Origin of the sequence: Acinetobacter courvalinii, assembly GCF_014635545.1 — a bacterium.
Taxonomy (GTDB): domain Bacteria; phylum Pseudomonadota; class Gammaproteobacteria; order Pseudomonadales; family Moraxellaceae; genus Acinetobacter; species Acinetobacter courvalinii.
Genome location: NZ_BMDA01000002.1, coordinates 182,968 through 206,122, shown reverse-complemented (window position 1 = coordinate 206,122; position 23,155 = coordinate 182,968). Strand labels below are relative to the sequence as shown.

At 39.3% G+C, this 23,155-nt stretch carries 18 protein-coding genes and 1 tRNA gene; 7 read left to right on the top strand and 12 right to left on the bottom strand.

What is annotated here, in order from left to right:
- Positions 1-50 precede the first annotated feature (50 nt).
- Positions 51-2,435 carry a DUF262 domain-containing protein gene (locus tag IEV39_RS10530; protein ID WP_005282558.1) on the top strand — a complete coding sequence of 795 codons (2,385 nt, stop codon included), beginning with the start codon at positions 51-53 and terminating at the stop codon, positions 2,433-2,435.
- Positions 2,436-2,494: 59 nt separating this feature from the next.
- Positions 2,495-3,613: a cysteine desulfurase family protein gene (locus tag IEV39_RS10525; RefSeq protein WP_005282556.1), complete on the top strand. Its 1,119-nt coding sequence runs from the start codon at positions 2,495-2,497 to the stop codon at positions 3,611-3,613.
- A gap of 22 nt (positions 3,614-3,635) precedes the next feature.
- Here IEV39_RS10525 and IEV39_RS10520 read toward each other — a convergent pair whose 3' ends face one another.
- From IEV39_RS10520 to IEV39_RS10500, 5 genes are read right to left on the bottom strand one after another with little or no spacing between them, the layout of a single operon-like run.
- Positions 3,636-5,870, bottom strand: coding sequence for a DNA sulfur modification protein DndB (locus IEV39_RS10520; RefSeq protein WP_005282553.1), 2,235 nt, complete (start codon positions 5,868-5,870; stop codon positions 3,636-3,638).
- Between the two features lie 5 nt (positions 5,871-5,875).
- Positions 5,876-6,517: a GIY-YIG nuclease family protein gene (locus tag IEV39_RS10515; protein ID WP_005282550.1), complete on the bottom strand. Its 642-nt coding sequence runs from the start codon at positions 6,515-6,517 to the stop codon at positions 5,876-5,878.
- A 48-nt stretch (positions 6,518-6,565) separates the two neighbouring features.
- The gene (locus IEV39_RS10510; protein WP_005282546.1) at positions 6,566-7,438 is read right to left on the bottom strand and encodes a phosphoadenosine phosphosulfate reductase family protein; all 873 of its coding nucleotides are present in this window, start codon (positions 7,436-7,438) and stop codon (positions 6,566-6,568) included.
- Positions 7,428-10,910: a P-loop NTPase fold protein gene (locus IEV39_RS10505; RefSeq protein WP_005282544.1), complete on the bottom strand. Its 3,483-nt coding sequence runs from the start codon at positions 10,908-10,910 to the stop codon at positions 7,428-7,430. The genes IEV39_RS10510 and IEV39_RS10505 overlap by 11 nt, the downstream gene beginning before the upstream one ends.
- On the bottom strand, positions 10,903-11,808 hold the full coding sequence (locus IEV39_RS10500) for a DUF4007 family protein (RefSeq protein WP_005282541.1): 906 nt from the start codon (positions 11,806-11,808) through the stop codon (positions 10,903-10,905). The genes IEV39_RS10505 and IEV39_RS10500 overlap by 8 nt, the downstream gene beginning before the upstream one ends.
- Positions 11,809-12,142: 334 nt before the next feature.
- Between IEV39_RS10500 and IEV39_RS10495 the strand changes: the two genes are divergently transcribed.
- On the top strand, positions 12,143-12,469 hold the full coding sequence (locus tag IEV39_RS10495) for a gamma-glutamylcyclotransferase family protein (protein ID WP_032883131.1): 327 nt from the start codon (positions 12,143-12,145) through the stop codon (positions 12,467-12,469).
- A 100-nt stretch (positions 12,470-12,569) separates the two neighbouring features.
- Positions 12,570-12,645, top strand: a tRNA-Thr gene (locus IEV39_RS10490).
- Between the two features lie 9 nt (positions 12,646-12,654).
- Here the strand turns inward: IEV39_RS10490 and IEV39_RS10485 are convergent.
- From IEV39_RS10485 to IEV39_RS10470, 4 genes are all read right to left on the bottom strand, one after another.
- Positions 12,655-13,077: a GFA family protein gene (locus IEV39_RS10485; RefSeq protein WP_005227807.1), complete on the bottom strand. Its 423-nt coding sequence runs from the start codon at positions 13,075-13,077 to the stop codon at positions 12,655-12,657.
- 7 nt (positions 13,078-13,084) lie between these two features.
- On the bottom strand, positions 13,085-13,912 hold the full coding sequence (locus tag IEV39_RS10480) for an SAM-dependent methyltransferase (RefSeq protein ID WP_005282535.1): 828 nt from the start codon (positions 13,910-13,912) through the stop codon (positions 13,085-13,087).
- Between the two features lies 1 nt (position 13,913).
- The gene (locus IEV39_RS10475) at positions 13,914-15,212 is read right to left on the bottom strand and encodes an FAD-dependent oxidoreductase (RefSeq protein ID WP_005282532.1); all 1,299 of its coding nucleotides are present in this window, start codon (positions 15,210-15,212) and stop codon (positions 13,914-13,916) included.
- Positions 15,213-15,643: 431 nt separating this feature from the next.
- Complete coding sequence (locus tag IEV39_RS10470; protein WP_005282529.1) at positions 15,644-16,510, bottom strand: pirin family protein; 867 nt, start codon at positions 16,508-16,510, stop codon at positions 15,644-15,646.
- Positions 16,511-16,796: 286 nt separating this feature from the next.
- On the opposite strand from IEV39_RS10470, the gene ycaC reads away from it, so the two are divergent.
- Positions 16,797-17,423, top strand: a complete 627-nt coding sequence (gene ycaC / locus IEV39_RS10465; protein ID WP_005282525.1) for an isochorismate family cysteine hydrolase YcaC — start codon at positions 16,797-16,799, stop codon at positions 17,421-17,423.
- Between the two features lie 69 nt (positions 17,424-17,492).
- A complete protein-coding gene (locus IEV39_RS10460) occupies positions 17,493-18,419 on the top strand; it encodes a LysR substrate-binding domain-containing protein (protein ID WP_005227815.1) in 927 nt (308 codons plus the stop codon).
- An 8-nt stretch (positions 18,420-18,427) separates the two neighbouring features.
- Here the strand turns inward: IEV39_RS10460 and IEV39_RS10455 are convergent, their stop codons facing one another.
- Positions 18,428-19,348 carry a LysR substrate-binding domain-containing protein gene (locus tag IEV39_RS10455; RefSeq protein ID WP_005282522.1) on the bottom strand — a complete coding sequence of 307 codons (921 nt, stop codon included), beginning with the start codon at positions 19,346-19,348 and terminating at the stop codon, positions 18,428-18,430.
- 136 nt (positions 19,349-19,484) lie between these two features.
- Between IEV39_RS10455 and IEV39_RS10450 the strand changes: the two genes are divergently transcribed.
- On the top strand, positions 19,485-20,162 hold the full coding sequence (locus IEV39_RS10450) for a hydrolase (RefSeq protein ID WP_005282519.1): 678 nt from the start codon (positions 19,485-19,487) through the stop codon (positions 20,160-20,162).
- A gap of 107 nt (positions 20,163-20,269) precedes the next feature.
- Here the strand turns inward: IEV39_RS10450 and IEV39_RS10445 are convergent, their stop codons facing one another.
- Positions 20,270-21,718, bottom strand: a complete 1,449-nt coding sequence (locus IEV39_RS10445) for an NAD-dependent succinate-semialdehyde dehydrogenase (protein ID WP_005282516.1) — start codon at positions 21,716-21,718, stop codon at positions 20,270-20,272.
- Positions 21,715-23,007: a 4-aminobutyrate--2-oxoglutarate transaminase gene (gene gabT / locus IEV39_RS10440; protein ID WP_005282514.1), complete on the bottom strand. Its 1,293-nt coding sequence runs from the start codon at positions 23,005-23,007 to the stop codon at positions 21,715-21,717. Before gabT ends, IEV39_RS10445 begins: the two co-directional genes overlap by 4 nt.
- Between the last annotated feature and the right edge of the window lie 148 nt (positions 23,008-23,155).

The following is a 23,155-nucleotide window of genomic DNA, read 5'->3' as shown; positions in this document are numbered from 1 at the left end:
AGTAGATTATTTAATAGTTTTATTACTAAAATTTATTCAGGGGTATAAAAGTGGCTGTCGATCCTAAAACAATATTCGAAGCGATTTCTAAATCACCAATGGAGTTACTAGCGGATAGAGGCTTAGGTCTATACATCCCATCCTACCAACGCCCTTATAGTTGGGATAAGGATAAAGTTAGCCGTTTAATAGAGGATATTAGTCACGGATTTAAAACATTACTTAAATCTGATGATAGTTTTACATTTCTTGGAACTGTGATCACAATTCATGATGTAAATAACTCTACAGTCCAACCAATTGTACGAGCAGATGTACCAAGTAAAGTATTAACTGTTATTGATGGTCAACAACGTATGACCACGTTATTACTTGTTTGTATTGCTCTGCATAACACGCTAAGCTTAATGCATAAGCAATTCACAAAAAAAACAAAGTCTTTATTTAATGAATATGAAAAATTAGCCAATGAAGGGGCAGAAATTTCTCTAGAACTCGAAAGCCATATCACAGCTTTAGAATGGCTTGATGGCCAGACGAAAGAAGCTTTATCAGCGTTAGCTGATACATTTTATGAAAAATACTCATTTGGAAAATCGCCTCTTTACCCTAGAATGATTAGATCAATTGATGATCAATGGTCTAAGAGTCCTGCGAATAAGAAATATGATTCTCCAATTGCTAATTTAACTTTTAACTACATCACTGAAATTGATAAAGTCGATTATGACGTAATCGAATATAAACCGAGTAAAAGAAATTCAAACATAGAAGGTGAAGAAGCTCTTGTTGATCGTTTTAATCAACTAATGAAAATTCTTAAAAGTATTATAAATAATCGTAGTAATGTAGCCGATGAAATAGAAGAAGTACCTAATATTGATGATATCTATGCTTCTGATTCTTTCCAAGAAGGTTTACTTAATCATGTAGCACCAGTTCAAAATATTCAAAATTTACAAGAGCCTGAAAAAGAAATTTTTGACAAATTGAGTCTTCTTGTCTTTTATGCTCGCTACGTACTGCATAGAGTCGTTTTAACGGTGGTAAAAGGTAAAAATGAAGATTATGCATTTACTATTTTTGAATCTTTAAATACAACAGGTGAGCCTTTAACAGCTTTTGAAACATTTAAACCTAGAGTAGTAAATGCTGTAGGACTTGCTGATTATGAAGATTCAATTGAAAAAGCATTATTAGATCAAGTTTCTGAATATTTATGTATCTTCTCAGTGGGTCCTGAGTTACAGAAAGCGACTAAAGAACTATTAATACACTTTTTTAGCTCATATTCAGGTCTAAAAATTTCTGGTCGTTTAGCAGAACAACGTAGTGAACTAAAAACATCTTTTGAAGAAGCTACGGACCCTCTAGCGTTCATTAAAATGCTTAGTTATTGTGCTAATTTTAAGAAGTATTTCTGGGAATCTGATAGCTATACAGATATTCAGAAGTTTTTTAATCATCATCAATTATCTACAACCTCAAAACTCGGACTAAAATTTTTCAAAGATATTAACCATACGATTGTTATTCCGATTTTAACTTTATTCTTTAGTCAAGTTGTCGATGCTCAAGATCAAAATGAAAAAGCTCAACGATTTAAGGACTTTGAAGAGGCTATAAAAGCTATGCTTGCTTTCAGCACTCTTTGGAGAGCGACTAGAAGAGGAACTGGAGGAATTGATAATGAATACCGAGAAATACTTAGCAAATCAGAAATGCCATCTGGTCTTCCACGCCTAGCAAAACTTTACATGCAAGATAAAGTTATAAATATAGATCTATTCAAGGCGGAATTAAAATCAAGATTACTTGACGCGGAACGCAAAGGAAAAGTTCAAAACAAAGAAAATTTTATCAATTTAGCAACATATCAACCAATTTATAAAAGCTCGAAATTAGCAAAATTTATTTTACTTGCGGCACATCATGATGCTGTAGCTGATACTGTGTATGAAGGTTTATTAATCAAGGGCAAAGATTTATCTAATCCATGCTTAAATCTAGAATCATATGTTGATGATAGAAACCTATCTTTAGAGCATATTGCCCCGCAATCAAATAACGGCTCTTGGGAACAAGCAATTTATGAGCATGGTGATTTAATTGATACACTGGGTAATCTAATACTTGTCTCTCATGAACTTAACTCTTCTTTAGGTAATCGAGTTTGGGCAGAGAAAAGAATCTTTTACAAAGTAGTTGGTGCTCAAGATCAAAATAGTGCGGCAGAAATTCTACGTGAAGCAGCTGAAACAAAAAACATTCGTTTCGGTGCATTAACACAAGAACTTTTACAAGTTCAGAAATATATGCCTAATCTTATTGCTTTGGGTAGTATGACAAAACCGTGGTCAACTGATTTCATCATTACACGCTCTAAACGACTTTACGAATTAGCTTGGGATGAGTTGATTAATTGGTTAGAATGATTGATTAAAGGTAAAAAAAAAGAGATGCTTATAGCCTCTCTTTTTTTTATGCGCTAAATATGATTTATCTAGATTTTGCTGCATCATCACCTCTTCTGCCATCTGTTAGAACTGAACTATTTAGAGCTTTTGAGGAAGAGTATTCGAATCCATCTTCTGCCCATAAGCTAGGTCGTACTTCAGCAGAGAAGATCGAAAATGTTAGAAAAATACTAGCTGATTCAATCGGAGCATATAAAAGTGAAATAGTTTTTACTAGTGGTGCATCTGAAGCCAACAACCTAGCAATTAAAGGATATGTTTTAGCAAACCAACAGAAGGGAAAACATATCATCACATCGTCAATTGAGCATAAATGTATTCTAGCAATTTGTCATTTCCTCGAAAAAGAACATGGCTATGAAATTACTTATATCTCCCCACAGAAAAATGGGATAATTGATTCTCAGGATGTCATTCAAGCCATGCGAGATGACACTGTTCTTGTAAGTATTATGCACGTCAATAATGAACTCGGTTCTATTCAACCAATTGAAGTAATTGGTAAAGCATGTTTTGAGAGAAATATTAAATTTCATGTAGATGCAGCTCAATCTTACAAAAAAATTGCTATTGATGTAGATGAACTGAATATAGATATGCTTTCAATATCAGCGCATAAAATTTATGGTCCTAAAGGTATTGGAGCGCTATATATTAGAGACTTAAGAGAAACGAGAATTCAACCAGTGATTCATGGAGCTGGACAAGAATATGGCTTAAGAGGTGGTACACTTCCTACTCCATTAATTTTAGGTTTTGGCGCAGCCGTAGAAGATCCAACAATTGAAAATACTTATACAGAAGTAAATAATTTGAATTGTTTGTTCCGAACTAAAATTATTGAGATTGGAGGAGCTATCAACTCCCCCGATATAAAATGCATTCCTCATATTGTAAATATTAGGCTTCCTAAGTTTGACGCTGCACATTTTGTAGGAACCTCAGATTTTTTATGTTCTCAAGGTTCAGCTTGCTCATCAATGAATATTGAGATTTCTTATGTACTAGCAGAGATAGGATTAAACTTTAGTGAGGCAAATCAAAGCTTAAGACTTAGTTTTGGAGTTGATCACGATTTTAAAAATCTATTGAGCTTACTAAAAAAATTTATTGAATTAAAGCAATATCATTCTTAAGATATTGCTTTAATAAAAATATTTAGTCTTGTTCAAGTTCGAAATCATCAATCTCCTCAGGCGGAGATTTCAAAATTTCATTCGAGATAGTCGAATCTTTAACGCCTAAAGCCTTAAGGAAGTTTTCATATTTATTTTTAGCTCTCTCTAAAATCTGTTCTTTTACATGTTCATCCAAATCAATCTCAGCTATTCCATTGTCTTTACAGTAATTTCGAATTAACTTTTGAACTAATTTCTCCGAAACTTGTCTACGGCATTTTTCTCTATCATCTTGAATTATTTGCTTTATAACCTCATTACTTGGATGCCAAAGTTCTAAAAGTAAATACCTGAATTTTGGCCATTCAGAAGGTTGCATCTCACCTGAAAGAATTACATCTCTAAATGATTTACCTTCATCATCAAAACGTATAATCCCATCATTATTCTTTAACTCACCTTCAAATACAGAAAAGAAGTTTATAAGCTCATTATCATTCTTAGGTGCAAAGAAATTATTCAATGATTCAACATATTCAGCTAAGAATTCCATTACCTTTTCAGGATTAATCTTATTAAAAGCTCTTAACAGCGACTCAGTAAATGTTACAATCAAGGCAGTTTGAAATGCTACGGTTGAGAAAACAGTATTATAAATCTTGTCTAGACCTAGTATAATATTTTTATCAATCTCCACATCATTAAGGAAATTTGATCTAGGTTTCTTTATTTTTTCGAAGAGAAAATTAGCCCTCACTCGTCCCATTTGTGCTATATAATCATTTCTTTTATTAATAACACCTTTAGACCTATTCAACACATCTTTAATTTCTGGTGTGTTCCATTCTACGTCCTCATCGTTTACTCTTCTTTCAATTCCACTTATGAAATCATCAAAAATTCTTCGAGCAGCCTGACCATCAAATAGCACTTTTTCCATTCTGCTTTCATGTTCTTCCACAATAGTATTTTTAAGTTGAAGAGTTGCTCTTGAAAAAGCTTTATAAACCTCTAAGTTAGAAAATATATATATTATTAATGGAATATAGTTATCTTTCCATGAGCTTCTAAACTTTACCTTAATTTCATCTGAGTAATTAAACTTAGTATTATTATTTTTTTGTTCCTCTTTTAGTAAATTTTCCAAATTTAAACGTATATAAGATTCATCTAAACGCTTCTTAGGCGCACCTGACTTATTTTTTGGCTCAATACCAAATGCATAACTTCCAAGCACAATTTGGTCTATTAGAGTATATAAATGTGATACCCCTGTAAAAGCAACATCACTAACAATCTTAGTTTTATCCTTTTCTTGATCCAATTCCACATTCCATATACGGAATGGAGTATTGTCCTTTAAATCTAAATCTTTGATATAATTTAAAGTTTCACGCAAACACTCAGAGGTGATATCTTGGTCATTCAGTAATTTATTTCGAGAATCAGAAACAGTTTTTGCTGACTTATTTAGTGTAAGAAAAACCTTCCTTGCAGCCCTGATTACATCTGTACTATTATTGAACTCTTTGTCTAACTTAGGGAATGTGCATATCATTACTGGTAATTGTAAGTGACTTAAATCATATTTTCGGATTTGTTTCTGAGGCCAAACCTTATAATATTCTTCATATGGACTTTTATTCGAATCTGACCATCCTTGGTTAAGATTCCTATATAAAGCTAAAAGGGCCATTGCTCTATGCTGGCCATCAACAATTGCTAAAGCACTATTATCTCTTGATAGTTTAAGCGTTCCATTATCTTCTAAAATTTGATCTCGAGAGTATTGTAAAAATTCAAATTGTTCTTCACCTGTTCTTCCTGCAGTAATTTTATTCTCTTGATACTCTGGATTTTGATCATTATTCTTAGATGTATAAAAGACCTCTTTATAATAATTATCTGGCTCTTTACTATTTGGTTTTAATGGTAAAACAATTGCAACTATAGGAGGAAATAGTTTCACTAACCCTGAGTTTGAATTATCAAGTAGATATGGTATTAACTCCAATGAAACTCTAGAGTCTTCAATATCCCTTTGCATTAATTCGTCTACACCTAATTGGCTCAAATCAAAAACTTCCCTTACTGGTGCTAATAGGCTTAGTAGTTTTGACTTACTATTATTCTCACTTAGTGAAACATGAGTTAATATATATTTAACTTCGATTACATCATTATTTAATTCAGAGCCAATTTTATCGACTTTAAAAGAACCAACAGCTCCTTCTAAAGTGATATCTAAAGCAGATTCTTTCTTAGGGAAACGCATTGTTACTAATTCCTTCCAAAAATAGGATAATTAATTCTATTCAAAATATTTTCAAGTATACTTGGATCTAAGTTATCAGTATCACAATATGCAATATGTACAAATAAATTAGCATAATTCATATTTCTACTTACTACCTGTCTAGCAAAACCTGCATCATTTTTCAAATCAAAACTGATCTCTGTACCATTTTCTTTTAATTTAATAATATTTGTCTTATGCTGTTTTAATCTTTTTCTTAAATCTTTTGCCATCCCAATATATAAAGGCGAATTAAAATAAGGACTAACGCCACTTATAATATTAACCAAACTATATAAAATATCTGGATTATCTAAAATTTTAAGAACAAGAATTTCAGAAATTTCATTTTGATCATTATGCACTAAACCATTATATTTTGGCTTCAATTTCCCTTTAATTAAAACCTCATATGGATCTTCTTTATAAGGATTCAAAATAAATTTATTTATAAATCTTTCAATTATATTCTTTGCTTCTTCAAATGACTCTTCTTTCATTATCCGAACTTTCTGAATTACATCAACTATATCAGCTTGGGATATTTGTAAATTCAAATACCAAGAATATATACCTGAACGCTGAGGAATACTATCAATTTCATTCCATTTATAACAATTTAACAATTTTCAATCTCATCTAAATTAATAAGATAACTTTCATAACCCAGAACCTTACTTATAACATGTAACACATGCCCCAGCACCTTCCATATCATCATAGACTGCATCTAGATCAATCATTTCAATTAGTTGATCATCATGCAGAGCATTACGACGACGCTTTTGCTTAAATTTAACCAATTTTTGCTCATGATCGGCTTTAATTTGGGCAATACGTTCAGGATCTTCAAGTGTACTTAGGGGTGTATTTTTTCCCATCCAATAGTATGTTTCACCATTTGTAGATTTTTTGTCAGATAACTGTTTTTCATAAGCCTTAGCTTCTTCAAATTTATCTGGATGACGTTCTTTTAACCGAACCCATTCAATTTTTCTTTGATAAAAGCAAAACGTACATCCACTTCTAGAGCGCCACTCATAATACTTTGGCAGCCCTAAACCCGTTCCTTCTAAAATATTTATAATATCTTCTTTAACTAAACCATCATCAGCAAACGGCATTTTTGTCGTTAAAAATTTTTGTGTTGGTACATAACCTTCACGCCATGGCTCATCCGCACGAATACCAACATAACTTATGATTTCATAACCTTCATCTAAAAAAGGTTTCACCCAGTTTTCAAATGGAACCAATTTCATTTGTACTGTACACCAACGTTGATGCCCAGATGGTAAGAAATGATTATATTCTTTCAACCAATAATCGAAGTCTTTATCAGATCCCAAACGTAAAATTGGTTTACCCAAGTAAGCCTCTAACTTATTTAAATATTCCATAACCTCTGGAAGTTCTTTGCCAGTATCAGTAAAAAAATACTCAATATCCAATTCTGGATAATTGTCTCGCATATAGACAGCAAGTGCGGCACTATCTTTTCCTCCAGATAATCCCAAAACATGCTTAACTGGCTTTTCAATCTTCATGTTTTCCCTCCTCACCTATTGGATACAAATAGTTCTTCAAGAGTTGGTATAAAACAATAGCTTTCGCATCATCACTTAATTCAATTGAATCAACCTGTTTACTTAGCTCAATCTCAACATTACTCAATTTAGTCTGAAGTTCGGGTTCAATAATCACATTTCTATTATATTCTTCTAGACCATTAATAGTATTTACGATAATCGCTAAAGACTTATGATCCTCATCAGAAGCGATCTTAGTTTTTTTAGTAAAAAAACTTAACTGCTTGAAACGTTGCACATAACTTGGTAAAGCTTCAAAAGCTTTTTTCAAGCTATCATCACTCCAATCTCTCTCTGGAATCTGACCAAGTAAAGTAATCATATTACTAATCCATTGCGAAGAGTCATTTGAGCTATTCGATAAATGTTCCGCAAATTTTTTCATTTTCCAATCTGCGGCAGATGTACTTATAGATTTTGCTTGCTCAAGAATATCATTTGTAATTTCACCTAATTCTTTAAAAAGGCTTTGTTCAAACTTCTTGAATAAATTGAGCTTAGAATTCTGAATACTGATGAAAAAATCTGAAAGATCGGAAAGAATTTGCACATCATTTCGTTTACTTACATCCAACAAATCATACATATCTTCAAATAAGAGTTTATAGGGATCATCAGCTTTAACTATATAAGCTCGAAGTTGTTGGACCTTCACTTCAAAAAATTCTATATCCTTAGAGAATTTAACCCAATTTGATTGTTTAACAACATATGAGACAATAAAGCGGGCTACCAACAAAGGTGTTTCATCAATATCTTTTGAAAAATTAGAGCTGATGCTTTCTGCTAATAGCTGTATAAATCGGTGCTTTTCTTCAGGCTCTTTAACAAATTTTGCTGCAACCTCATTTGGACGCTTAACTAATTTATTTACAAACTCTGCATCCATTGAACTGATAAAGCGAAAATCTTGTGTAACATCCTGATCGTAAAATGCTAAGGCTTTTTCTTTAGCTAACAATAAAGCTAAACCAAAAATTGGTAACAATCCCTGAGGTATACCAAATGGTGATGCCGACCAAATATCATATAAATCAGAAATCTTGACTAGACCTTTATTTGATTTGAATAAGGCATGTCCAACCTCCATCATTTCAGCAACAAGTTTCAAATTACCACTAGTATCTTGATCATTTTCAATATCAAACTTAGGGATAACAAAAGCCCATTTGTTTTGCTCTGCTTGATACTGATGCAGGCCTAACTGCTTTAAGCAAGAAAGATAAATTGCTTTCTCAGGTGGGAACTTCTCTATATTCAGATTTTCACACTCATTACTTTCAAGCATCTTTTCTAATAATTTTCTTCGACCAGCCGCTGCTGAACTAGAAACATCATGTCTTACGACTAATTCATTTGAAACTGTAGGGCATGCAAAGAATACTTTATCGGCAATTTCAGAAGCAACCATAGACAATGATTTAGATAGAATTTTTTCTCCAGAAAAATACCAATCAACATGCTCAAATGATTGCTGAAATAAAGAATCTACCTGCTGATACGCATAATTTAGTCGTTGCTCGTACTCCTTCTTAGCAACTGGATCTATCATTAATTTGGGCTGATCCCTATAAATTTCCTTTAAAGCGAAAATCTCTTTAGACCAATTCAAAATTTCACTTAATTTTTTAAGTTGAGAAATCACTAAATTAGGGTGCTGGGAAGATATTTCTGCAAGTTGCTTAGAGTTTAAAGCTTGCCCCGTAATTAACACAAAATGTGCAAATGCTTTCCTATTCTGTAAAGTATCACTATCAATTAAGCTGTTTAGTCCTGAGATATCAGAGACTAAATGTTGATCCATCCAACGTATAACACCTTTCTGCTGATAGTGTCTTTTCGCTAAGATCGAATTTCCTTTATAATCAATATGTTCGAAATAATTCTGCTGACTACTAAGAGTTTGCAATTTCTCTTCTAGAAGTTGTTGAATATTTAGTTCAGATGTTTCAACAACCTCATAAGAATCTGTACGGTTCCAATAAGTTATAACACCCCAAGATTGCAAATTATTTAGACACTCATCAAGAAAGTCTAATGAGGCTGCCGAAGTAGGCAAAGCATTCGCTATCAATTTTTTTGTTGGATAAACTCCTAATGGCTTACCAAACAAATTCATCATTGCGACGGCTTTAACAATATTGAAATACAATTGATCTAAATCAATATTTTTATTGATTTCAAACTTGTTCATCTGCTTACTCAGTAGAGTAAGCGATTCTTCAACAACACTCCAAGAATGCCCCTCTTTAGAACCTAAAATTTGATGCTGTAAGTTATGACTTAAATAATCCCATAGATCAACAATTGTGTAAGTTTTATAATACTCAACATCCGCATCTAAAAACTTTCTAAAACTTAAGGGTTCAACAGATAAAAGAAAACTAAAAATACTACGTTCATTTTGGCTAAAACTACTTTTAGCAATTGCTCCAAGCAAAATTGTAGTCAATGGATGTAAAGGTAAGGCATTGATAAAATATTGTTTAATTTTAGGGCTGCTTTCCGTTAATCTTGAGCTAATTGACAACATAACATCATCAATTAGACGTTCATTTAGAATAACAACAGGATTAGGAATTTTATTCTTCGTTTTTTTAATTGTTTTAGAAACTAAAGCCACAGATTCATCTAATGAAATTCTATATGCAATATCAACATATCGTCCTTGGATTTTTGCCCACTCCAATGCAATTTGATGGCTTAAACCTTTCGCATAATCAGAAAAGGCCTGATGAAGAACTCCTAAAAATAAAAAAGGACACTCTTTTGTAGAAAGCCTGTTAATTTTTTCAGATAACTCCTGAAAAAGATGTAAATCACCGCTGTTTCGAGCGATATGATCTAATAACTTGCCCATTTCATCTAGAATAAAAATGCTGCCAGATATTTTACCATCAAGAGAACGGAATACTTGATCTATCCATACGATTAACTGTTGTTCAGTTTTAATTTCTTCAGATAAGAAAAACAAGTCATCCTGAAGAAATTCAATCAGATTTGCTTCTTCTAAGGCTTTTAAAATAGATTTATAAAATAACTCTGTCGGAGAGGTCACTCCTCCTACAGCTTTAACTATCAGCCAAGGCTTTTTGTCATAGAGCTTAAAAGAATTGTCCAACTTTTTAAGTAGTCTTTTATCATTTACCAGATTTCGTGCTGCACTTCGTATATTATCATCCTGATGCAGCAAACCTGTTAAAACAGCAGCTAAAGTAGATTTTCCTGTTCCATAACTACCTGTTAATGTAAAAGTTGACTGTCCAGAAGAAGCAAATGAATCAATAATGGTTTGTAAAGAATTATAAGCTGTTCCATGAAAAACAACCTTGTCAAAAAACTCTTTTGATATATCTGTGTCAAGTCGTGTAGATAAAAGATGATTAACGTGAATTTGATAATAATGATTCAAATTTTCTACTTTAGTCATTTTGAATTTTCCCACGATAAATATTAGCTAAGAGCTCATTTAAATCAACTTCATTAACTTGATCACAAGCTAGACTTCTCATTCCTAAGGTATCTGTCCAATTAAAACGATCATCTATTAACGCACACTGATTTAGAAAATAATCAACTGCTGTGTTATTCAAACGAAAAAGTTTTCCTGGGCTTCCGGGGTTAGTGACTACACTATCAACACTGATTGTAGGTGACTGACTAAAATTCTCTTGCCAGAAATCAACTAAACAATATAAAAAAACCTCTATGGGCAAGTTTTTCTGCTCAAGTAAGTCTGCTTTAAATTTATGTGATTCAATCTGATAAATGAAATTTAATTCATTCAAAGGAGAAACAAATGTATCCTCATTCAACTGCTTTCTACTCAGTCTTTTTGCATAGCACAATACAAAACAATCAAAATCTTTTTGCAAAGTTGCTAGTGAGGGAACTTTAAGCCCTGCCGACTCTAACCAATTAATCAAATCACTAACTAATTCATATTTATCAAATACTTGTTTGTTTGAAAAATTAAAATACCAACGAGAAAAGGTTAGGTCATTAAACCGTTTTTGAATAAAATAGTGTAATAGCCAAGTGGATTCATTTAATTCTAGAAATGGGTCATAATTTTCAAAAATTTCACCCAACCTTGTTTCATAATCTATTTTATTATTCTCTTTATTTTGTAAAGGGACTAAACCAGAAATCTCGGCCCAATATTTAATACTATTGACCATGTTTTTCCCTACACCCAACTCAACAACCTGCTTTTCAACATCTTTTTCATTTAAATTCAATAAGGTATGAGCTTTATTTAGCCAACCATAACGCAAAGCAAAAGTTTCATGCCCTGAAAAATGTAAAGTAAAATTAGTCAAATTCATTTAGAGGTGTTCACTGGAGAGTTTTCTCCAGTAACTCTATCCGTTCTTACTTTAAGATTCAAGACTTTTGGACTTTACGACGACAAGTATTGTCACTTGTTTTTTTAAATAACCAATTGAAAATAATATAAATTATAAAAATTCTTGGTATGTTGGCACCAACTCTATCATAACTTAATCAAATAATTTTATTCATCTGAAGAATTTATTTCCCTAATACATTCAGATGTTTCTAACTTTAATAGTACAATCCACTAATCTTTCAGATTATATTAATCCTACTCTTCTGTATCATCTCTGCTACTCTACTTCTTTTACTTCCCTACCTTTCACTATGCTCAGTTTATTTGTTTACGGGACTCTAGGACCAAACCGCCCTAATGCCCATATTATGGAAAATATTGGTGGTACATGGGCAGAAGCACATGTATTTGGTAACCTCAAACAACAAGGCTGGGGGGCAGAACTCGGCTTTCCGGGTATTGTTTTAGATCAAAGCGAAAATCAAGTCTCTGGCTTTGTATTTTTCTCAGACAACCTGGAACAACACTGGCAACAATTGGACGAATTCGAAGGTGCAGGCTATCAACGTGTGCCTGTCAAAGCCCATTTAAACACAGGCGAAATCATTGATTCCTTTGTTTATGCGCTGAATCATTAAAATGCAACTGGCGAAAATTCCATACGCTCATTAAATTCATCCGTTTGCTTATTTTTTCGCTTGTTTTTTTAAACAGATTCTGTAGAATTCTCGCCACGTTGCCGGCATAGCTCAGTTGGTAGAGCAACTGACTTGTAATCAGTAGGTCCACAGTTCGAATCCGTGTGCCGGCACCATTTCTCGCTTTATTCTCTTTTCTTCCCCATCATTTTCTCAAAATGTGAAATATCCGGATTTAACAGATCCCATTCATTGGCATGACTCACAAAACATTCTGCTTGCGGTTGATACAGATTTGGATCATCCAGCGTTCCTGCACGAATTGAAATCATCTCCGGTACCAGCTCAGGCAAACCAAACATTTGCGAACCACAGGTTGGGCAAAAAGCTCGGCGAATCGGCTTGCCAGACAATCCCAGAGATTCAAAATATTTCAGTTCGCCTTCGATCTTCAGTTCGGATTGATGAAAGAATGCAATCGGCGCATAGGCACTGCCCGTGGCCTTCTGGCAATCACGACAATGACAATTAAAACGATAACGTGGCGCGACTTCCGCCTGATAGCTCACCGCCCCACACAGGCATGAACCTTTATATTGATTTGGCATCTTGTTCTCACTGTTTTACTGCACTGACCTGAATATAACGTACTAATCCATCCTGATAGAGTTTTCGGCACAACTTGGCAGTCATCTCGACTTTGAACTGGGCAAAATCAAAACCATGCTTTTCGGCTTTTCGCGACTCAATATATTGAGCAAAACCTTTTAACACCGGTTCGGAAAAATCCTGAATCTGAATCTCGCAAAAACCCTGCTGCGTCAAGGTCTGCTCAAGCTGCTGCTGATCCAGCAGCTGCTGCCAATGCACATCGGCGCTTTTTAACAGGTAATGATAGTGCTGCTGTTGAAGATATCCACAGTTTGCCCAGTTCTCTGACCACATCAGGGTATGAAAAGCGATTCGGCCTTTTGAATTTAAAACAGGGGACACGGCATTAAGAAATGAATTCAAATCACTATGATAAGCTGCATCGATACACAGCACAGCATCAAATGAATTCAAAAGTGGCAGTGCTTTTAAATTCAAAAAATTTTCACAATAAATTTGAACTTGCGGTAAGTATTTTTGAATTCGTTGTACACAGGCAGGTTGCAGTTCAACTGCGCTGAGTTGTTGAATCTGGTACTGCTGTAACCAGTGCAATAGGCTGGCCCCTTGTCCACAGCCCAGATCCAGAACACGATCTGTTGATTTGAGTTGCAGGGAGACAGCGATCTGATCGGCCAGACTTTGGCAAGCCAGCGCATAGTCCTGCTGCTGGCCCTGCCAAAAGCCCAAATTGCTCCAGGCAAGCGCTGCGTCATCTCCGAGATGCCGGGCATCAATGGCATATTTATGCCCGATGACTTTTTCAATCAGTGCCTGCTTGAAGGAGCGCATATTAATAACCGAGTTCGGGCGCAACCTTCACTTTTGGTTTTAGTCCAACAAAGGGTAACGGCGCACCTAAAATTTCAGAAATATGCATGGCTGAAGTGACAGCCGATTCTAAAATTGGCAAACCATCACATGACCACGAACCACAATAAAACACTTTACGGTTCTGGTCTAAATGACGCTGCTGGATCTGTTTATTCAACGCGACCGTTTCCGAGTCCACCACCGCACGGGTCAGTTTGACCTTGGAAATGATTTTCTTCGGATCAATGTCAATCACCGGACACCAGGTCTGGAACACGGCATTTTTACCGACCAGCGTCGGTTCAATCGAGTTAATCCACACGGTAAATTGCTGACGGGTAAATTTACGGTCCATCATATAGCTGAGTACCGCCCAGTCTTTACGGCGTTGCGGCATCACAATCGGGTCGGTATGAATAACCAGATCACCTTCTTCAAAACGGAATTTTTTCAGCAAGGCAATATCTTCAGCAAACTGCGGCTGTTTCAGGAAACCTTCAATCGCGGGGGTTGGCGTGGCAATCACCACACGGTCAAACAGCTGACGCTCGCCCTGGTCATTCTCCACCAGCACTTTATCGCCCTGCTCTTCCACTGTCTTCACCGGTGAGCCACTATGAATCTCAATGCCATCAATCAGGCGGCTGACCAAAGCGGGCGTACCGCCTTTCATACGCAATAAGGCTTCACCTTCGGTCAACTGGCGAATAAATTCCAATAAAGGTTTGGCTGGCCATTCACCAATGGTCTTGGGATGACAGGTACAAATGGTATACAGCACCGGCATCACCGTACCATGCCAGAACACTTCCTCAATATGATATTGATTCATAAATTCGGCTAAGGTAATGTCCTGCTTGTCGGACTTAAAGAATTGGTGTACTGCCGTTTTCAGCTGCAACATGCCCTTGACCAGACGCCAGCCATATTGCTGGATGCCTTTACGGTTATTAATGATCGGGAAGTTGCCAATGCGGCTGCGTGAGGTGGTCAGCCAGGTCTCTGTTTTATCTTCAAACAGCCAGCTGCACGCCATAAAAGTACGGACAGGAAAGGTTTCAATACCTAAATAGCTGGCCAGACTCAGGGTGTTCTGCCACAGCTTTGGATTCATGACACGCAAAGGTGCATCAATAATGCCACCATCAAAGTCAATACTATGACTATCCATGCCTCGACCTGCGAGCGCTTCGAATATCGTTACTTTATGTCCTGCATCATGTAGGATTCTGGCTGAGGCAAGTCCTGCCATTCCACTGCCAATAATTGCAATATCCAAAATTATGTCCCATCAGTTGATGATTTTTCTTGATTATGACTGATACTCGGGCCAAATACGGTATTAAAAAATACCAGATTCAGCATTTCAGGCCGTGTTTTGTTGAATTTCATTGTTCATTTATTGTTACATTTTATCACAATTCTGATTCTGCACTTAAGCCAATGAAACCATTCAAAAAATTACCTTTTAGGCCACAAAACTATACAGAACTTTCTTTATTTTTTCATTTTCAGGGCTTTAGGGGCTTTGCAAAGCACAAATTTAGCGCTATTCTTTTGATATAAGAACGAGAACAAAGTCACATAATAAGCTGAATAATTATAAGTGACAATAAATTAAAAAAATCAATAGAGGACCCTTATAGCGAAAGCCCGTCACACTTCAAGGTGTGACGGGCTTTCTTACATAGGCTAGATTTAACTGTGCAATCAAGCCTCCATATGGCCAAATTTACCGCTATTGAAATCACGTACAGCTTCAACGATTTCCGCTTTGCTGTTCATGACAAAAGGCCCATAACCTTCAATCGGCTCATTGAGTGGCTGACCGGTCAGGATCAGGAATTTACTGTCCTGTTCGGCCTTGAGGCTAAACTCGATATCTTCACGGCTCAGTACCACCAGACTTGGCGCTTCAATGCTTTGGTCGTCATTCAAGCTCACTTTCCCAGATAGCAATACCAATAAGGTGGTATGGCCTTCGGTCACATAAAAGCTGTGTTGCTGACCCTGTACAATCGTGCCATCCCATACATTGACCGGACTAAAGGTGGTCGCGGCGCCATCAACGTCCTGATATTGACCTGCAATAATGCGCATTTCACTGCCTGCATCATCCAGTGCAATGTGCTGAATCTGGTCGGCTTCAATGGCCTGATATTTTGCTGGCGTCATTTTGGAATGTGCGGGCAAATTGACCCACAGTTGCACCATTTCAAACAAGCCGCCCTCATGGGCAAATTCAGGCGAATGAAATTCCTGATGCAGAATCCCGCCACCGGCCGTCATCCATTGCACATCACCCGCTTTAATAGTTCCGCCACCACCACTGGAGTCTTTATGGGTCACTTCACCTTGGTAAGCAATGGTGACCGTTTCAAAGCCACGATGTGGGTGTGAACCGACTCCATGCTGCGCTGTAGTTGGATCAAAACGATAAGGTGCGGCGTAGTCCAGTAACAGGAACGGACTTAGGCTTTGGCCTAAACGGTCATAAGAAAACAGGTTATACACCGGGAAACCATCACCGACCCAGTGCATGTGTTTGTTCTGATACACACCAAGAATTTTCTTCATCTGGTTTCTCCTATAGAGTAGAAGTTCTGCTGTTGGATGCTATTTTACGCCTACAACAGGGGGGCTTATAGCCTCAGAATGGCAACACATTATTCTATCTATAGGACAATTTAAAATTAAAAAGCTTATTGAAAGCTAAATATAATCAATCATCCTATTTTTGATATTGTTTGTCTCATTTTTTGTGCTTCATCTGACTTAAAAATTTAACTAGCATAATTTCAAGCAGTACGGATATTCATCTTCTTATCCGTCTTCTTCTTTACAACAACATGAGGATACAACAATGGCTAAAGACTATATTCGCCTAGACAAAGACAACGCAGCGGTTCTTTTGGTCGATCACCAGGCTGGCCTACTTTCACTGGTTCGTGATATTGATCCAGACAAATTTAAAAACAATGTGCTGGCCTTGGCAGATGCGGCAAAATATTTCAACTTACCGACGATTTTAACCACCAGCTTTGAAAATGGCCCGAATGGTCCACTGGTGCCTGAACTGAAAGAACTGTTCCCGGATGCGCCTTATATTGCCCGTCCAGGCCAGATCAATGCCTGGGACAATGAAGATTTCGTCAAGGCAGTCAAAGCCACCGGTAAAAAACAATTGATTATTGCCGGTGTGGTGACGGAAGTCTGTGTCGCTTTCCCTGCGCTGTCTGCCTTGGCAGAAGACTTTGAAGTGTTTGTGATTACCGATGCCTCAGGTACCTTTAATGCCTTCACTCGCGATGCCGCGTGGGATCGAATGTCACAAGCCGGCGCACAGCTGATGACCTGGTTTGGCATGGCCTGTGAACTGCACCGTGACTGGCGCAATGACATCGAAGGTCTGGGGGCTTTATTCTCGAATCACATTCCGGATTACCGCAATTTGATGACCAGCTATTTCACCAACACCTCAGAAAAATAAGCCGCCCTATTAAGATCAGGACAGTTAATGCTATCCTGATCTTGTCGTATTTACCGGATCTGCTTTGCCTTGATCAACTCATTTGATGACTTTCATTATTTCTATCTGGTGGTGAAACACGGCGGATTTAGTGCGGCCAGCGAAGCTGAAAATATCAGCAAATCCAAGCTGAGCCGTCGCATCATTGAACTGGAACAGAAGTTTAATGTCAGCCTGATCCAGCGCACCACCCGGCATTTTAAAGTCACCGATTTAGGCCAGGAATTCTATGAAGAATGCTGTAAGGTCATTGCCCAAGTGGAATGTGCCGAAAATGTCTTGCTGAAACAGAAAAATGAACCGCAAGGTACGGTCAAGATCAGTTGCCCACCGTTGATGATGCATTTCCAGATTCGTAAATTACTGAATCAGTTCTTAAAAAACTATCCCAAAGTTGACATCTCTCTGGAACTGACCAGCCGTCGTGTCGATGTGCTGCATGATGATATTGATATCGCGATCCGTACCAGTTTTGAACCGAATCAGGATTCCAGCCTGATTGTCCGTGACGTGATCCGCACCGAACATTGTCTGGTGGCGGCCCCCGAATTACTGCAAGGCCAGACCATCCAGCATTATTCAGACTTGCAGCACTATCCGAGTGTGGCCCTAGGTATACAAAAACATCAGTATTACTGGCACTTATGTCATGTAGAGCGGGATGAAACGGTGGATGTGCCCTATCAGCCACGGGTCAAAAGTAATGATCTAGCAGGCGTGTATTATGCGGTGCGTGATGGGCTGGGCATCGCAGATTTACCCTACCTGACCGTGCAAGCCGATATTGAAAAAGGCAAACTCATTCATTTACTGCCCGAATGGAAATCCAATCGCGGTACGGTGCAACTGGTGTATGCCTCACGTAAAGGCCAGCGTCTGGTGGTGGAAAAACTGATCGAGACCCTGATGCAGGGCCTGCGTGAATTGGCAAAAACTGACAGCGGCTATTCGTTATAGGACTCTGATTAATACAACACCGAGTTGTGCTGTTTCAGTTCATCAAACTTTTTGACCAGAAAATCGATCAATAATTTCATCGAGGGCAGCAAGCCGCGTCTAGAGGTATATACCAGATGGATCAGCTCTGGCTTGGGTTGCCATTCAGGCAAGACATGAATCAGGCGCCCCTGTTTGATATCTTCAGCCACCATCAGTTCCGGTAATTTAGCGATACCCAGTCCTTGTAAAGTAGCTTCTCTTAATGCTGTTAAATCGGTAGTGGTCAGTCGTGGATGGCACTGCACTTTTTGTTCTTGCTGGTCGTTTGAAAATAATTGCCAATGATATTCAGGTGCAAAAGACTCCATCATCAGCACCGGAAACTGGGTCAATTGCTGCGGTTCACTGATCGAATAAAACTGATGTAACAGGTCTGGACTCGCGACAATAAACTGCCGTGCCAGCGCCAGTTCCCGCACAATTAAATCGCTGTCTGGCAAAGGCAAAGTCCGAATCCGTAGCGCCAGATCAAAACGTTCATTGATTAAGTCAACCCGGCGGTTGGTGGCTTCCACATGCAGGCTGATCTTGGGATATAGCTGCAAAAACTCATTCAGCATCTGGCTGATATTGATATGCAATAAATTGGTCGGGCAAGACAGTTTGATCAGGCCGCGTGGTGCAGCGGTTAAAAACTCGATGGCCTCCTCGGCTGCCTCGGCTTCAATCAACATGGCCTTGCAATGCTGATAATAGATTTTACCCACTTCGGTAATCGAGACCTGGCGGGTGGTCCGGTTGATCAGCTTGACCCCGAGACGTTCTTCCAGTTCGGCAATGCGGCGACTCAATAAGGACTTGGTGACCATCAGTTCCTGACTGGCGGCAGAAAAGCCACCGCAATCGATGACTTTGACAAAGAAATATAAGTCATTTAAATCTTTCATCTTATTTGCTCAACCTGTCAGTATTCAGCAGCATTGTTCTTTTGACATGACAATATATCCTATTATAGATATTTTTCAGTCATCGTCCTGTCTATATTATTAATTATACCCCCTAAGACAAAATGAGGATACAACAATGACAACACCAGCAAATTTCAATGGTCAGGCACCCGTGATTGATGTCAATGATGCCGTAATGCTCTTGATCGACCACCAAAGCGGCTTATTCCAGACCGTCGGTGATATGCCCATGCCCGAATTACGCCAACGTGCCGCAGCTTTGGCCAAGATCGCCAGTCTGGCCAAGATTCCGGTGATCACGACAGCGTCGGTGCCGCAAGGTCCGAATGGGCCGCTGATTCCCGAGATTCATGCCAATGCACCGCATGCGCAATATATCGCCCGTAAAGGTGAAATCAACGCCTGGCACAACCCGGACTTTGTCAATGCAGTCAAAGCAACCGGTCGCAATACCTTAATTATTGCGGGAACCATTACCAGTGTGTGTATGGCTTTCCCTGCGATTAGTGCAGTTGCCGAAGGTTATAAAGTATTTGCCGTGATTGATGCTTCAGGCACCTATAGCAAAATGGCAGAAGAAATTACCTTGGCCCGTGTGGTGCAGGCAGGTGTGGTGCCAATGGATACCGCAGCGGTGGCCTCTGAAATCCAACGTACCTGGAACCGTGATGACGCACTGGAATGGGCACAGGTCTATACCCAGATTTTCCCGGCCTACCAGTTACTGATCGAAAGCTACAGCAAAGCTCAGGCTGTGGTTCAGAATAATGAAATACTGGACTCGGCCCGCTAAGCCCAATCAGAATGAAAAAAGCCAGTCATGAATGGGCATGACTGGCTTTTTATCAAACTTGTGCTGTGTAGAACATTGCTAAACTAAGAGATAAAACGTTTTATGTCCTATTCAGATAAATCCACACACAGATACTTCATTTCGGTATATTCCTCGATACCGAATTTTGAACCTTCGCGGCCTAAGCCTGACTGTTTCACACCACCAAAAGGTGCAACTTCATTAGAAATCGCACCGGTGTTGATGCCGACCATGCCGTATTCCAGTGCTTCACCGACTCGCCATTGACGGGCTGTACTCTGGGTAAATAAATACGCCGCCAGACCGAACTCGGTATCGTTCGCCATTGCCACCGCTTCGTCTTCAGTTTTAAAACGGAATAAAGCAGCCAGTGGCCCAAAGGTTTCTTCTTTCGAGACCTTCATGTCTTGGGTAACGCCCGTCAACACGGTCGGTTCAAAGAATGTTCCACCCAAAGCCGAACGTTGCCCACCAATGCGTAGCGTCGCACCTTTGCCAGTTGCATCGGTAATATGCGACTGAACTTTGGCAATCGCATCTTCATCAATCAACGGTCCCTGGGTTGAACCTTCCTGACGGCCATCGCCCACTTTCAACTTAGACACCGCTTCCACCAGACGATCTGCCAAAGCATCGTAAATGCCATCTTGCACATAGATACGATTGGCACATACGCAGGTCTGACCGCTGTTGCGGTATTTGCTGGCCATAATGCCCTGCACGGCCTGCTCCAGGTTGGCATCATCAAATACCAGTACCGGTGCATTCCCTCCCAATTCCAGCGAAAGCTTTTTAATGGTTGGTGCACATTGCTGCATCAAGATGCGACCGACCTGGGTTGAACCGGTAAAACTGAGCTTACGCACAATATCGCTTTCGCATAAGGTCTTGCCGACTTCAATCGCATCACCACTGATATTGATTAAAATATCAGCTGGCAAGCCGGCCTGTAAGGCCAAGACTTCGAGGGCATACGCGGTTAATGGGGTCTGCTCTGCGGGTTTGACCAGCATGCTACAACCCGCTGCAATTGCAGGTGCTGCCTTACGGGTGATCATTGCCGCAGGGAAATTCCACGGCGTGATGGCCGCCGTTACCCCAATGGCCTGCTTAATCACCAGCAAGCGCTGGTTCGGCTGGGTTGAGGTTAACACTTCACCATCAATACGGCGTGCCTGCTCTGCAAACCAGCGAATAAAAGAAGCGGCATAGGCAATTTCACCACGGGCTTCCGCCAGCGGTTTGCCCTGTTCGGCGGTTAGAATCTGCGCCAGATTTTCCTTGTGCTCGAGCATCAGGTTGTACCAGCTCAGCAATACATCGGCACGCGCCAGTGCGGTTTGCTTTTTCCAGGCTGCCTGCGCCTGGGCAGAACGCTGGATCGCCGCATCAACGGCCGCTCGGTCATAGCTTTTGACCCAAGCCAATGTATCGCCAGTTGCTGCATCGTTGACTTCAATATAATCACTAGATGCAGGCTGATTAAATGCAATATCGGGATGTTTTAACAGATACTGCAAATTGTTTTGAATCATGCAGGTTGCTCCATTACTGTTATACGCTGTGGATTCAATGCGACAAAACCTTGTTTCAAGATCTCCAGACCTTGACGGAATTGTGCAGCAGGAATAGTTAATGGATATAAGAAACGAATAACGTTACCGTATTTACCGCAAGTCAGGAGTAACAAACCGTTTTCCATTGCATAATTTTGTACAGCTTTTGCTTGCTCAGCCGTTTCCAGTTCAACCGCCACCATCGATCCGAGTGCACGAATATCGGTCACTACCTCACCCGATGCCTGCTGGATCTGTTTAAGTACAGCGACCAGCTCGGCCCCCAGTTCATTGGCACGCTCGCACAGCTTTTCTTGCTCAATCGCATCAATCACCGCATGGGCTGCCGCAACCGCAATAGGGTTACCTGCATAGGTTCCGCCCAGACCACCCGGGTTTGGTGCATCCATGACGTCGGCACGTCCCACTACACCTGAAATCGGGAAACCGCCACCCAGGCTTTTTGCCATGGTGATCAGATCGGCTTTGGTCTCGTAATGGTTCATGGCAAACAGTTTACCTGTACGTGCAAAACCGGTTTGGACTTCATCGGCCACCAGTAAAATACCATGCTTGTCACATAAGGCACGTAAACGCTTTAAAAACTCGGCAGGTACCACATTGAAACCGCCTTCACCTTGCACCGGCTCCAGTACAATCGCCGCCACGTCATGCGGGGCAATGTCTTCACTGAAAATATCTTCAACACTGGCAATAGCTGCATCGACGCTGATGCCTTTGGCTGGCACAGGGTAACGCGCATGGAACACCCCTGCCGGCATCACCCCAAAATCACGTTTGTACGGCGCTGTTTTACCGGTCATGGCCATGGTCATGAATGAACGGCCATGGAAACCATTACCAAAGGTGATAATGCCATGACGGCCGGTATATGATCGTGCAATTTTCACGGCATTCTCAACCGCCTCGGCACCGGTGGTAAAGAAAGCGGACTTGGCGGCGCCTGTAATCGGCGCACGTTCATTAATCCGTTCAGCCAAAGCCACATAGCTTTCGTAAGGCGTGACCTGATAAGCCGTGTGGGTAAACTTTGTCAGTTGCTCAGTCACCGCGGCCATCACCTTGGGATGACGATGACCGGTATTCAACACTGCAATCCCGCCGGCAAAATCGATAAAGGCATTACCGTCCTTGTCCCAAATGGTGGCATTTTCGGCTTTTGCCGCATACCACTGACACATCACGCCCACACCACGTGGTGTGGCTTGCTGTTTACGTGCGTTAAGTGCAGAATGTTGATTGTTCATTTAATTCCCTCATATTTTCATCGTCAGTTACAGTGTTGCCCGACATCCAGCTCGCTTTTTTCAGGATGTTTTACCAGGACTGTCTATAGCTGTAATTTCGCGCGTATGAAGGCCAGTGACGAGAGCCACTTTTAAATTGAAGGAGAGA